10 protein-coding genes are annotated in these 13,636 nt (G+C 47.6%); 7 read left to right on the plus strand and 3 right to left on the minus strand.

The window, feature by feature from the left end; all coding sequences use genetic code 11:
• The first annotated feature begins 225 nt into the window (after window positions 1-225).
• The 5 genes from SPICO_RS00485 (at window position 226) to SPICO_RS00505 (ending at window position 6,093) form a co-directional block, all read left to right on the plus strand.
• Window positions 226-1,704: a sugar ABC transporter ATP-binding protein gene (locus SPICO_RS00485; RefSeq protein WP_013738736.1), complete on the plus strand. Its 1,479-nt coding sequence runs from the start codon at window positions 226-228 to the stop codon at window positions 1,702-1,704.
• A 12-nt stretch (window positions 1,705-1,716) separates the two neighbouring features.
• On the plus strand, window positions 1,717-2,724 hold the full coding sequence (locus SPICO_RS00490; RefSeq protein ID WP_013738737.1) for an ABC transporter permease: 1,008 nt from the start codon (window positions 1,717-1,719) through the stop codon (window positions 2,722-2,724).
• A 15-nt stretch (window positions 2,725-2,739) separates the two neighbouring features.
• Entirely contained in the window at window positions 2,740-3,747 is a 1,008-nt protein-coding gene (locus tag SPICO_RS00495) for an ABC transporter permease (RefSeq protein WP_013738738.1), read from the plus strand.
• A gap of 169 nt (window positions 3,748-3,916) precedes the next feature.
• Complete coding sequence (locus SPICO_RS00500) at window positions 3,917-4,924, plus strand: LacI family DNA-binding transcriptional regulator (protein WP_013738739.1); 1,008 nt, start codon at window positions 3,917-3,919, stop codon at window positions 4,922-4,924.
• A gap of 65 nt (window positions 4,925-4,989) precedes the next feature.
• On the plus strand, window positions 4,990-6,093 hold the full coding sequence (locus SPICO_RS00505; protein ID WP_013738740.1) for a Gfo/Idh/MocA family protein: 1,104 nt from the start codon (window positions 4,990-4,992) through the stop codon (window positions 6,091-6,093).
• 19 nt (window positions 6,094-6,112) lie between these two features.
• On the opposite strand, the gene SPICO_RS00510 is transcribed toward SPICO_RS00505, so the two are convergent.
• From SPICO_RS00510 to SPICO_RS00520, 3 genes are read right to left on the minus strand one after another with little or no spacing between them, the layout of a single operon-like run.
• A complete protein-coding gene (locus tag SPICO_RS00510) occupies window positions 6,113-7,894 on the minus strand; it encodes a hypothetical protein (protein WP_013738741.1) in 1,782 nt (593 codons plus the stop codon).
• A gap of 5 nt (window positions 7,895-7,899) precedes the next feature.
• On the minus strand, window positions 7,900-8,793 hold the full coding sequence (locus SPICO_RS00515) for a glycyl-radical enzyme activating protein (protein ID WP_013738742.1): 894 nt from the start codon (window positions 8,791-8,793) through the stop codon (window positions 7,900-7,902).
• The gene (locus SPICO_RS00520) at window positions 8,790-11,147 is read right to left on the minus strand and encodes a glycyl radical protein (protein ID WP_013738743.1); all 2,358 of its coding nucleotides are present in this window, start codon (window positions 11,145-11,147) and stop codon (window positions 8,790-8,792) included. Before SPICO_RS00520 ends, SPICO_RS00515 begins: the two co-directional genes overlap by 4 nt.
• A 170-nt stretch (window positions 11,148-11,317) precedes the next feature.
• On the opposite strand from SPICO_RS00520, the gene SPICO_RS00525 reads away from it, so the two are divergent.
• Together SPICO_RS00525 and SPICO_RS00530 are read left to right on the plus strand one after the other, a co-directional pair.
• Window positions 11,318-12,112: a helix-turn-helix domain-containing protein gene (locus SPICO_RS00525; protein ID WP_013738744.1), complete on the plus strand. Its 795-nt coding sequence runs from the start codon at window positions 11,318-11,320 to the stop codon at window positions 12,110-12,112.
• A gap of 295 nt (window positions 12,113-12,407) precedes the next feature.
• On the plus strand, window positions 12,408-13,619 hold the full coding sequence (locus SPICO_RS00530; protein ID WP_013738745.1) for an ABC transporter substrate-binding protein: 1,212 nt from the start codon (window positions 12,408-12,410) through the stop codon (window positions 13,617-13,619).
• The last annotated feature ends 17 nt before the right edge of the window (window positions 13,620-13,636 follow it).

Consider the following 13,636-nt stretch of genomic DNA (forward strand, 5'->3'; position numbering starts at 1 on the left):
AGTATGGAAACATTGCCATCTATCAGAAAACGGATGGCAATGTTGTTGAGTCCAAGGAAGAACCTGCATAGATTCAGGTGGCAGCATCTTATTCATTAAACGGAATGGAATACGTTTCGTGGCGGCACTTTTATTATTTCCGAGAGATTTATTGACGCTGATGAGATGATCAATTCGTTCATCGGGCAGTGTCTATGGCGGTGCTGCGGTGTTAAGGAGAGAGGCATGGACAATAAGTATATCCTTACTGTGTCAAATGTTAATAAAGCATTTCCTGGCGTCAAAGCCCTGGATGATGTTTCAATACAAGTCAAACAAGGCGAGGTGCATGGTATTGTAGGTGAGAACGGAGCTGGAAAATCTACGTTGATGAAGATTCTCTCCGGAGTATATGCCAAGGACAGCGGGACGATTATCTTTGATGGCGAATCCATTGAGAAGTCAACGCCATTTGATTCTTTGCGTAGAGGCATAAGCATCATTTACCAAGAGTTCAACTTAGTGGAAACCATGAGTGTCGGTGAAAACATTTTCATGGGTCGGTTCAAAGAAATGAGCGGTATGCGGGGAACGCACAAAAGAGCGGCAAAACTCATAGAAGATATCGGAAGCCGGATCAACTCCCATACATTGGTCAAGAATCTTTCTACTGCTGAGAAGCAGATGGTGGAGATTGCAAAAGCATTATCGTTCAATTCCAAGTTGATTATCATGGACGAGCCATCAAGCTCCTTGACGAATGATGACTTGAAACAGTTGTTTCAGATTGTGAAATTGCTTGTTTCGCAGGGAATTTCGGTGATCTATATCAGCCATAAGCTTGATGAAGTATTTGAGCTTTGTGATACCGTCACAATCATGTGCGATGGCCGCGTCATTGATAGCAAGCCGGCATCGGAACTGACACGTGCGGAGATGATCATGAAGATGGTCGGTCGAGCGATAGAGAACGAGTTTCCCGAACGTCCGCGATGTGTCGGAGCTCCTCTGTTGCATGTCGCTGGTTTGAACACGCGAAAACTGCATGATGTATCTTTTACCTTGAACAAAGGAGAGATACTGGGTCTGGTCGGACTTGTCGGGGCCGGCAGGACGGAGATTGCCCGCTCTTTATTTGGAGCTGACAAAGTACGTTCTGCTGAGTTTGTCTTGGAAGGGGAGAGGATTTCCATTAAGAAGCCCCACGACGCTATCCAGCATGGAATTGGTTTTGTCCCGGAAGATCGGAAGCAACAGGGACTTATTCTTCCTTTTTCAGTTGAAACCAACATTTCCATAGCATGTTTGAAGAATTTGTGCCGAGGCTTGTTCCGATTTGTCAGTCAGTCAAAGGAACGAGAATGTTCCAAACGGGAGATTGAAAACTTACGTATCAAGACTTCAAGCGCAGATACCAGGGTCGTAACTCTTTCTGGAGGGAATCAACAGAAAATCATTATTGGCAGGTGGCTGGAGATGCATCCTATGATCCTGATATTGGATGAACCGACACGGGGAATCGACATTGGGGCGAAATACGAAATTTATATGCTCATGAAGAAAATAGTGGAGGCCGGTGGTTCCATCATCCTGATTTCTTCTGAATTTCCTGAAGTTCTGAATCTGAGCAATCGTGTCTTGACGATATGTGACGGAAAGGTGACTGGTGAATTTGACCCTGAAGTGGCATCTGGCAATGAAATCATGGACAAGGTAATGGGATGAAGGAGAAGCATAATGACAGTAGTAAAGCACATAGTCAGCATGAATGATGGCAGGCTCGAAAGGAAAGCCAGATATTTCCTGCTTAATCACATGCTGGTAGTTCTCTTGTTGCTTCTTGTAATTGTTACCGCCGTCGTGGAGCCGAATTCTCTGAGCATCGGCAATATCACCAGCATCTTGAGACGTTTTGGCGCTCCTGCATTCATAGCGCTTGGACTGACTTTTGCCATCATCACTGGTTTCATTGATTTGTCCATTCCTGGCATAGTCAATTTTTCTGCGGTACTGGCTATCTATTTGATAAACCCATTGGGACAAGTGGGAGCATTAGTGGTGGTATTGATTTTCGGCTTGGCGGCAGGAATGATAAATGGATTGTTGATCATCAAGTCCGGGGGAACGACACAGGCGGAAGGGCTGTTCATAACATTCGGGATGTCGCAGGTTTGGTCCGCGGCAGCAATGTTGCTGAGCCAGGGCAAGACACAGCAGTTGAGATGGTGCGATCGAAGTTATTCTTTGTTTACTTTTCTAGGCAGCTACAAGATTGGTTTTGTTCCGATTGCCATGGTCGTATTCGTCATGGTGCTTATTTTGTTGAATCTTCTTCAGAAAAGAACCTTTGCCGGGCGTTGCATGTGTCTGGTCGGCGGAAACAAGACAGTTGCCAGGCTTTCCGGCATCCATGTGGACAGAACGATTCTCTCTGCGTTCATGATTTGTGGGTTGATGACCGTAATTGGCGCCGTGATGCTTGTGGGACGTGTGACGACAGCGTCCCCGACGGTAGGTAGTGGGTTTGATACCAATGCGATACTTGCTGTCGTTGTGGGTGGTACATCCTTGGCTGGTGGCAAGGGCAATGTGTTTGGGACTATGCTTGGCGTTTTTTTGGTAATTTTGCTTGCAAACAGCATGAATTTGCTTGGGGTCTCCACGCACATGCAGAATGTCATGAATGGTGCGGTTCTGCTTCTTGCCATCTGGGCGGATGGCCGGAAAACCAGCCAGCTCAAATAGGAGGAGGTAAAAATCATGAGAATTGAGGCAAATCCATCCATGGTACAAGAAAAGGTCATTGATTCCGGCAAGTTTTTGTATGAGCATAAAGCTATTGCAGGCATTGTGTTTTTGTACGCGCTCGCGTTCCTGTACAATCTGAATGGGAATTCTGGTTTTTTCTCAAGTTATTCCCAGACGTTGATATTGATCAAAGCGACGGTCAATATCATCGTGGCCTGTGGTGTAACCTTTGCCGTGATGACACGCTCCATTGATCTTTCAATTGGAGGGGTGTTGGCTTTGTCTGGTGTGCTGGTAATCAAATTCATGAATATCATGCCAGTTTGGCTGGCGATACTGCTTACTGTTCTCATTGGAGTCATTGTCGGTTTTATCAATGGCTTTCTGATTGTCCATCAAAATCTTGAAGGTTTCATTGTCACTCTGGGAATGGGCATCCTGCTCAAAGGTGTCGCTCTCCAGCTTACTGACGCCCACCCCATTTCTGCCCGCCTTTCTTTCAATGAGTTAGCGGATGGCAGACAACTGGTCTTTGGTTTGGCAAGAATACCCAATATGGTAATCATCATGCTGGTGATTGTGGTGATTTCCAGCCTGATTCTTCGTTATACGCAGTTTGGGCGTAACGTCTATGCAATTGGCGGCAATTATTCCGTAGCGAAGTACTCCGGTATTCCGGTTGTCCGTCAGAAATGGATTTGTTTCGGTATTTCCGCAGGACTGACCGCTATTGCGGGAATCGTCAATTCTTCTCATTTAGGTGCTGGTAATGCAAACTATGGCGATATGACAGCAATGATTGTGAACTGTGCAGTGGTAGTCGGGGGAACATCCATGGCAGGAGGCATTGGCGGAGTCTGGCAATCAGCAATCGGGGTTTTGTTTTTTGCGGTAATGGAATTCTCTTTGAACATAATGGTTCGGAATTCTTATGTGATAATGCTTATCCAGGGAATGGTGATTGTCTTGATCTTATTTGGAGACAGTTTCGGAAACAAGAAGCGTCGGGAGCGAGTCTGAGAACCTCCATGCTATCGGGGCAAAAGCAGCTGCTGATAAAAAACATCGCCAACAGTTGAAAATTAGAAAAACCTGTTTATAATATAAAAACGATTACGTAATCGTTTTCAGCAAGTACTGACATGAAGTGAGCAGGTAGTGTCCAAGGCTCCGGAATGCGGAGGATCGCATGGCTATGACGACAATTAAAGATGTGGCGAGGGTTGCCAAGGTTTCTACGGCAACCGTATCCCATGTATTCAATGGGACTCGTTTTGTATCTGAGAAAACTACGGAGAGGGTACGTAGGGTAGCACAGGATCTTGGATACGTATCCAATATCAATGCCGTTGGACTGCGTAGCAACAAGACAAAACGGATTGGACTGCTTGTTCCGGCAATTGCCTCCTTCTTTTATGTGGATATCCTTGATGCCATAGAACAGGTGCTGGTCAAAAATGGATATCAATTGGTTATCGGATGTTCCCATGAAAACCTGCAACGTGAAAAAGAACAGGTCGGTATTTTCAATTTTCAGCAGATTGACGGTATGCTGATGTTTCCCGCTCCCGGTGACCATGGCTATCTTGATGTAATGCCTCGGAAATATCCCATTGTGTTCATTGACCGGGAAGCGGAAGGTTGTTGCCGGGATGCCGTGATCGGTGATAACTTCAACTCCACGTATGAGGCTATTTCCTGTGTAATCAATGAAGGTCATCAGATGATAGGCATTCTCAGTGGGCCTGAAGGCATTTCAGCATTGAAGGAACGCGTACAAGGGTATAAGCAGGCCCTACAGGAGCATGGGATTGTTTTTGATCCTGAACTGGTGGTTAGCGATGTATCATCCAGCACAGGCGGATATGAAGCAACGCGCCGCTTGCTTTTCCATAGGAGACCGACGGCTATCTTGTCATTGTCTCCTGCCATGGCTGTCGGTTGTCTACAGTATTTACATGAACATGATATCAAGGTTCCTGAAGAAATAGCTCTGCTTTCTTTTGGAGATACCGAATGGATGTCTGTAACGGCTCCACCATTGACAGCTTTACAGCATCCCATGTTTGACATCGGGCAGCTTGCTGCCAAAGTATTGCTGAAAAGACTTGAAGAAGAACAGGATTCTGGCAAGCCGAGGGAAGATTTCCAGACATACCGTCTTCCTGTCAGCATGATTCGGCGGGACTCTTTTTGAAAGAGAGAAAACAAGGACATAACGGAAGAAACGCTTCCGACAGTGTTGAAAGGGGTATGCTTTAGGTGGAAAAAATACGCATAGGACTTATTGGCGCGGGAATGATTTCTCAAAAGCATCTACAGATGTACCGGGAAATTCCTGAAGCCCAGGTAGTGGCAGTATGCAGTCGCACGCGATCTTCCGCTGAACGGTGTGCGCAGGAATGGGGCATTGAAAACGTTCATACGGATATTCAACAGATGCTTGCGCAGGATGACATAGATGCTGTGGACATTTGCCTGCACACGATCCTGCATGCTCCGGTCGCCATTGCTGCGTTGAATGCCGGCAAGCATGTCTATTGCGAGAAACCGCTGGCAATGTCTTATGTCGATGGAGCAGCTATGCTTGAAGCCGCGCGACGCAATGACCGTACACTGCATATTCAGTTGGGATTCCTGTACCGCCCCAATGTCCGGGCAGCAAAACGGCTGGTAGATGGCGGCGCCTTAGGAGATATATACCATGCGCGTTCCATGGGATTCAGACGCAGGAACCGTCCTTATGTGGACGGATATGGAAGTGCTGATTTCGTTGAAAGGAAATATTCCGGTGGCGGTGCTTTATATGATTTCGGCGTATATCATATTTCTCAGCTTCTGTATCTCATGGGAATGCCACGCCCCTTGAGTATGAGTGGGAAACTGCATCAGGCAATTCCTATGGATGAATCCCGACGTATCAGCGGACATTATGATGTTGAGGAACTGGGGGTTGGACTGGTACGCTTTGAAAAAGGCATGACCATGGACCTTTTTGAATCATGGGCGGTTCATCTTGACTCCATGGATCCCAGCATCCTGTTGGGCTCCCGTGGGGGAATAAAGCTTGAACCATTCAGCTTTCATACTACTTTCTGTGATTTGGAACTGGATTGTACCGGTGACTTGGAAAAAATGGATTTTCGTTGGAAGAATACGCTTCCATATGAATATGCCTATGCCTCGTCTGAAATGCACTGGATTGCGGCTCTGCTTCAGAAGGTTCCTTTGTTACCGACCGCAGAGCTGGCACTTCAAACCTTGCTGATTCAGGAAGGTATTACGCTGTCTAACAGGCTTGGGCGTGAAGTAAGCGCGGAAGAAACAATTGAAAGTTCAATCCTCTCTGATCTCAGACTTTCTTGAAGTCCGGGGGTCATGGATTTTAGGACGTGGAAACAAAGGAAAGACATCCGTAGTATACTGCGCCGACAGCTTGGGCAAACTGTGCCACTGTATAATCAGGATGTTTTTCCAGTTCTTTCATGAGACGCGTATGGGCCAGGTTCCCATCAGCCGCATGCTGTATCAGACCGGGGACAATTTTTGTCGCCCCTTCATTCAGGAGATTGAAGCAGACGGAATCTTTTACCATACGTCCGAACAGTGTGCGTTCTTTGGTTTCAGGATGTAAGATGAATTCTGTCTCAAGCCAGCAGACACCCAATGATTCTCCAATGTGTCGGAAAATATCCGCACAGGCATCTTGTCCGGGTTCCGAGGCTTTCTTCATGAAAAACTCCAGGCAAGGTTTCCGCATATCTGTTGGTTTCGTGGGAACAATAATCTTGTCGCCAACCCGGACAAAAAATCCTTTGTCGAAGGCTTCCTGAAGTACGGAGGAAGCCTGCGCGGGCAGGTTACGGGCGGCGAGACGAAATACACCGGATTGGCAGGCATATTTTTGCAGTGTGCCGACTAGTCCGGTATTAAAGTTATTAATGCTCCTGATATCATCAGGTTCATGCTCTTTCTGTCTGTAACTACCGAGGTCAATGATGAAATTATAGACTTCCAGGGGGATTTCCGGGATTGAGCCGTCAGGTCTGACCCAGCCTGTTCCCAATTCCGTTCCCAACGTATGAGCAAAAAAGCCTGTTGACATATCCTGTCCGGCACTCGCCATTTCCACCGCTGTCGTAAAGGCAGCCATGGGACCATCATTGGTGAGCAGGACTGAACCTTCAGGTACGACAAACATTTTCAGTTTGTCGCCAAAGGAGGCGATCCGACTGAACTGGAGTTCATAATCCAGGTCTTTGTTTCCGCGCATTCCTCTGGTCTTATACGTTTCTCCTCCTACAATCAGATTGCGTACCACCACATCGGGAAAACAGAGGCCGATGGCATCAAATCCATGCAGATTCTCTCCAGCGGCATTTTCCATGGCTTCAATGCCTTTTTCCATGTGTTCCCACGAGGCGTACCTGTCCAAAGCGGTTTTATCAATGTCATTTTCACGGTTCTGTGCATACAGGCATGTCGCGGCTCTCATGAGTCGTGTCAGCATGAGCAATGGATCCAGAAACTGTTCCGCACGAGTAAAGCCAGCAGGAAACCAATCATATTCCTTGAATATCGCCAGATGTCCTTTTATCGATGCCACAAGTTTCACATCCGTGCCGCCGATATCCATGCCCATGACAATCTTTTCCTGGCTGATGGAAGGTAACTGTCCAAAGATATCCGTGTGGGGATGTATGGGGAGAACGTCACTCACCGGTGGTTCCTGAGCTATATCATATGTATGGAACGCAAAACGGGAACCTGCCTCGTATAAGGTTGCCAGCATACGTTCGTTCACATTGAGGCATTTACCGTACCCTGTACGCTCTTCCTTGGGATATGTCGTCTGGAATACTTCATCCAGTTCTTCCGTCAATACGACAATATCCTTGTTACGGGAGTCTATGTAGATGTCTATTTTGACAGCGCCAAGAGAAGATATGATGTTGTACAGCATGGCATGAACATAGGATGCCACGAAGTTCCTTTCCGACCCAGGGGAGAAGTCGGGCAGGAGAAGTGGGAAACACCGTGTAGAGCCATCATGGAGCTTTACATGACAATGGAATGGATGGCATCCCTCCTGCTGGAATGCCTCGCGGACTTCACTGACATAGACGGAATCATCAGCGTCCGCTCTTTCCAGGAATTTCTTGAGCATAGTGTTTACCCCTTCTTTATGATGTTGCGTATACCTTCCTGTTCCAGGATTCCGTAAAAAAAATCCATTTCCTGATCAGTCAGAGCCGGATTTTTTACGGGGTAATCCTTTTCCATCGCACTATATTTGCTTCGGCACAGGGGATTATAATTCAGCAGTTCGTATTTGGTCTCAGGATTCGTATCTGCCACGTACCGGGCAATGGCACGGATATTTTCCTCGGTAGCCGTATAGCCAGGAATCAACGGGGTGCGTACGAGGACATCAGCCCCCGAACTGACCAGGTAGGCATAGTTGTCAAGAATCTGTTCATTGGACGCGCCAATTTGTTTGTGGTCACGTGCATTCCAGTATTTGATGTCCACCAGAAACTGGTCTACCAAGGGAAGCATGGCTTCAAATTCTTTCCGGGGAGCCAGCAGGCATGTTTCCATGGCAGTGTTGACGCCGGAATCCTTGCAGCGTTTCAGTACAGATCGGGCAAATTCAGGTTGCGCCATTACTTCTCCGCCAGAAAGAGTCACGCCTCCTGAATCTCCGAAAAACGGACGATCCCTGAGCAATAATTCCGCTGCCTCATGGTCTGAGATGACCCACCCGTCAAATGCCATTGCTGCTGCCGGACATTTCTCTATGCACATGCCACATCCAGTACAATGTTTTTTGTCGATATGAATCCGTCCATCCAGCTCCAGAGCTCTTTCAGGACATGTCTCTACGCATATCCCGCACTGTATGCAGGCAGAAGGGGAGTGCCAGAGAGAAATATGCTGTTTGATGCCTTCAGGGTTCTGACACCATGGGCACTTGAGGGGGCAACCTTTCAAGAACAGAGTGGTGCGGATTCCGGAACCATCATGGACGGCAAAGCGGGTGATGGCAAAGACTGTCCCGTTCATATGCGCTCATAAACTGTCCGGGCAATGATTTCATCTTGTAGATCCCGTGCCAGTTCCGTGAAATAGGCGGTATACCCCGCAACGCGAATGGTCAACCCTCTATACTTTTCCGGTTCTTTCTGTGCCGCCTTGAGATCCGTTTCATTGACTACATTGAACTGGACATGGCTGATTCCCAAGTCGACGAAAGCCCGTAGCAGATTGGAGAATTTCTTGATTCCTGTGGATGTCCGAAAAAACTCTGGCAGAAACTTCATATTGAGAAGGGTTCCATTGCTTGCCTTCCTGAAAGGCAAGGTCGATACCGAATGCAGCAATGCCGTAGGACCGTGGGTATCCCTGCCATACATGGCTGACACCCCTCCGTCTGCCAAGGGATCCCGCGCATGACGGCCATCAGCAGAAGCTCCGACATTCTGCCCCATCGGGACATGTGCGGACACCGTGTACAGACCCATCTGATAGATACCGCCCCTGTTGTTCCTGTATTTTTCCAGACCATCGGAAAAATAGTTTGACCATTTCGCTCCCAGTGCATCGACCCACGCTATATCATTTCCATATTTGGGTGCTTTGTTAAGAAGCATTGTCCGGACTACCTCATCCCCCTTGAAATCATTCCGCAGGGCTTGCAGCAGCCTTTCCGCCGTCAGCATTTTCCTGCCGAATACCAAGTCCTTGATTGCCGCAAGAGAATCCGCGATATTCGCGACCTGGATGGCCTGTACGCCTGCAAAATTATAATGGGCTCCACCTTGGGTGACATCACGCCCGTTTGTCATACAGTCATCTATGACAGCAGACAGGAACGGAGTAGGAAGCAGTTGCTCATGCATCTTTTCCACCGTGGATACACAGTCGACCATGTAGTCTGAGAAATAATCAATCTGTCTGGCGAACGCTTCCTCCAGTTCCTCGAAACTTTCATAGGTGGTGAGGTCTCCCAAATCCAGTCCGGTTTTCTGCCCGGTCAACATGTCCGTACCATGGTTGAGTGTCAGTTCAAGCGCCTTGACAAGGTTGAACATGGCGGCATCACTCCACCCAAGGGCATTGCCATGGGTGGTCAATTCCACACAGCCTACAATGGCATAGTTCATGGCATCTTCATGGCTGACTCCATGGGATTCCAGCGCCGGGATGACCGCCTCGTCATTGAAGACTTGAGGCATGCCGCTCCCCAAGCCTATTACCCGGCTGGCGGTATCAAGGAATTCCTGTGGGGAATTTTTATGTATCCGACAGGAAAGATTCGGTTGCGGTAACAACAGATGTTCCTGTGCCATGAGGAAAAGATAGCTGAGATCATTCACGGCGTCGGAACCATCACCATACTGTCCGCCTATGGCTACGTTGAAACCAATGGGGAATCCCGCAAAGTATTTTGCGCTGTTCGAATTGCGCAGATAGACCAGCTGGTTGAATTTCAACCATAGGCACTCCGTGATTTCCAACGCCTGTTCCAAACTCATTCCGGCTTTCCTGCTGTTCAGGTAGTAGGGATATACGTACTGATCCATCCGTCCGGGAGAGAAAGATGAGGCATTGCCTTCCATCTGTAGTATGACGTAGAGGAACCAGACGGACTGCATGGCTTCATGAAAAGTACGCGCAGGCTCACAGGCAAGCTTATGGCAAATACGGGAGACCTCCATGAGACTTTCATTGCCCGTTGTCTGGGACATCTCGGCAGCTAAGGCAGCGTAGCGTTCCATGAAGATACAGGCTCCCTGCATGGAAATGACTATGCTTTCATAAAAGTCCCTGCTCTTTCCTGAGGCCTCCCTGATATGTTCCTGTGCTTGGGCGAGAATGCCGGCAGGGCCGAGAGCCAACCATTTTTTCGTATTTGGGCAGATATGTCCTTGGGAATGATCTTTCTGGTTGATTTTCACCACCTTGGCAATGGCATCTACCTGTTCGCCTATGGCAGCGCGAACGTGATCCTCCAGGGAACGTCCTTTCCAATAGGGAAGGATATCATTACGGAATTCCTGGATATCCTCAGGATGGACATTGAACATATCCTGCGGTCGCGTAGGGAGAGTCTCAAACTCACGGTCGACCCATGACGCCCCGGTCTCCGGAAATACGACGCCTCCACGGACACCGGCTGTACGGTTACCGACAATCAACTCATCAGGCAGGATACGAATGGAAATCTCTGTCAGCGCGGCTTTCAGCGACAACGCTCTCTGGATGCACCGGGACGTGCCTTCATTGTCCTGATAGGCTTTGGTAATGATTCGTGCCTGTTCAATGCTGACATAACGAGGCTCTGCCAGCATCAGATTCTTCAGCAGACGGCTTCTTTCCAATGGCAAGATTGCCTGTATTTTTTCTCGCTCTGTCATGAGTTCCTTCTTTTAAGAAAAAGATATCACACCATTCAGGCAAAGAAAATTCTCTGAATTGCACAAAATATCTACAATCTTGAACTTACCTTATCTTAAAGTCTTTTTTCTTGCTTGGAATAATATCTGCCGATATAGTGGAAAAAAACTGAGATAAACAGGATGATTGTATGGATTTTACGGAAAAATACAGGATTATCCACATGGGAAAGCCAATCCTGAAATTCTGTGAGCGGTTTGATGAGATGAGTAATATCTGGAATTTCACCCTGCATAGCCATCCATATATTGAACTTATGTTTTTTCTTGAAGGTACTGACAGCATTGAACTGGCGGACATGCGGCTGTCGGTATCCCTGTTCGATACGGTCATCTACCCCGCCAACTGTCTACATCAAGAGGCCCTGGCACCAGGGCTGCACAGGGAAATCATCTGTCTTTGGATAGATCTTCCGGATCTCCGGCTGGATGAACCGTTGCAAATACAGGATCGGGACGGTCGGCTCGGTACATTGTTCAAAACTGTGCATGAGTATTCAAAAAGCAAGAATCAGATTCCCTACATGATGGAACATCTACTCAAAGTTCTGCTGCTTCAGGCATTACAGCTTGTCTTTACCGGTGAAGGACTCCCCCGGATATCAAAGTCAGTCCAATATATCCACTCCCATTTCACCCAACGGATTTCTCTTGAGGCACTGGCTGAACTTGAGAATGTAAGTGTTTCTTACCTATCAAGGAGATTCCATAAGCAAATGGACATGACCATCATAGAATATGTAAACCGTCTCCGTATCGAGATGTCCAAGAACTTGTTGGTAACGACGGATAAGGACATGTTGGAAATTTCCTATCAGGTCGGCTATGAGTCTCCTAATTATTTTTACCGTGTTTTCCGTCGCTTCTGTTCAGAGTCCCCTGCGGCGTTCCGTCGTAGATGCAAAAGAAACGCATCATTCCACTAGAAAGGAAACGGTGAAGCACCTTTTTCACGATGAAGACACAATGACAAGAGAATAAAAATTTTGATTGACAACGATGGTATGGGTTGCTACCCTACCTATAGGTAAACGATTACGTCTGCGTATGAGGCTTTGAAACAGATGGATTTCAAGTTTTCCTCAATGGGAGGATATGGTCGTATTTCACCGTGTGAACTGTCTTTCACCTTAGATGTCCCTGGATGTTCGCAGAATGCAGACTTCTATCAACATATTTCAAAAGGAGTCCAGTATATGGGCTTTTTATAGGAGGAGAAATATGAAGAAGACATGGATGTTGATCCTTTTTTTCGCAGTGTTCGGATTTGCGGCGTTGACGGCGGGAGGGCAGAAGGAACCAGCTTCTCAGGGTAAGCCGGAAGCGGCTCGAACCTCGATTGCTACGGACAGCTCAGGCATCAGGTATAATGGAAGAAACAAGCTGTCCATGTTTGCACCCCTGACCGGCGACAACCGTCAGTATGGCATAAAAATCAGGGATGGCGCTGAATTGGCTCTCAATCAGTTCAATGCGGAGCATGGTACTCAGTTCACCATTGAATTCCATGATGACAAAGGGGATTCGAATGAAGCCATAAACCTGGCAAGCAAGATTGTATCTGATAGCACGGTCTTTGCTGCTCTTGCGGGTTATGGTTCATCCTGTGCCATGGCGACGGCTCCTGTATTTGATGAGAATGGTATGATTCTGATGGGCGTGGCTGCTTCACACGCTGATTTACCGCGCATGGGCGAATATGTATTTCCCATTCCCATGAGCGCCCGTCTGGAGAGCGTCAACTTTGCCCAGGCCATCAAGGAATACTTTGGTGTCGGAAAAATAGCAATCCTGTATCAGAACACGGATCACGGCGTACAGCAATCTGGCCTGATTAAGAAAGAATGGGAAGGATTCGGTGGCGAGACCGTCGTATATGAAAGCTTTGTTCCCGGTGAGACAAAAGACTTTTCCGCTGTGTTGTCCAAGATAAAAAGCAAAACCCCAGATATCCTGTTTGTCAGCGCCGCATATAACGATGCCGCTCAGATTTTTCTTCAGGCAAACCAATTGGATCTGGATGTCCAGTATGTCGGACCCGGCATGTGTTTGAATGAAGAATTCACCAGACTGGTGGGTACTGACATCGACGGTGCGTATATTCTCAGTTCCACTCCTTCTTTCTTGCCTTCAGTCCTGGAATCCGGCAATATCGATGAGATAACCAAGGACTTCATCAGTGCCTACAAAGAAGCGTATGGAGAGACTCCTGATGGTTTCTCAGCCCAAGGATATGACACCGTCAACATTGTCCTTAACAGTGCCTTGGCAGCAGGTACGACCGATACTGACGCTGTGGCACGGCAGATCAAAGCCATCCGGTCTTATCCAGGACTTTCAGGCTTCAACATGGGATACAACGACCAGAAGGAAATGAACAAAGGCATCTATGTTTTTGAAATACAGAACGGAACCTTTGTACGGGTGAACTGACGGAACAAGAATACCGG

It is taken from the genome of Parasphaerochaeta coccoides DSM 17374 (assembly GCF_000208385.1).
GTDB lineage: Bacteria > Spirochaetota > Spirochaetia > Sphaerochaetales > Sphaerochaetaceae > Parasphaerochaeta > Parasphaerochaeta coccoides.

Coding starts and splice junctions, on each gene's coding strand:
- SPICO_RS00485 (WP_013738736.1), top strand. CDS start 226: ATGGACAATAAGTATATCCTTACTGTGTCAAATGTTAATAAAGCATTT.
- SPICO_RS00490 (WP_013738737.1), top strand. CDS start 1,717: ATGACAGTAGTAAAGCACATAGTCAGCATGAATGATGGCAGGCTCGAA.
- SPICO_RS00495 (WP_013738738.1), top strand. CDS start 2,740: ATGAGAATTGAGGCAAATCCATCCATGGTACAAGAAAAGGTCATTGAT.
- SPICO_RS00500 (WP_013738739.1), top strand. CDS start 3,917: ATGGCTATGACGACAATTAAAGATGTGGCGAGGGTTGCCAAGGTTTCT.
- SPICO_RS00510 (WP_013738741.1), bottom strand. CDS start 7,894: ATGCTCAAGAAATTCCTGGAAAGAGCGGACGCTGATGATTCCGTCTAT.
- SPICO_RS00515 (WP_013738742.1), bottom strand. CDS start 8,793: ATGAACGGGACAGTCTTTGCCATCACCCGCTTTGCCGTCCATGATGGT.
- SPICO_RS00520 (WP_013738743.1), bottom strand. CDS start 11,147: ATGACAGAGCGAGAAAAAATACAGGCAATCTTGCCATTGGAAAGAAGC.
- SPICO_RS00525 (WP_013738744.1), top strand. CDS start 11,318: ATGGATTTTACGGAAAAATACAGGATTATCCACATGGGAAAGCCAATC.
- SPICO_RS00530 (WP_013738745.1), top strand. CDS start 12,408: ATGAAGAAGACATGGATGTTGATCCTTTTTTTCGCAGTGTTCGGATTT.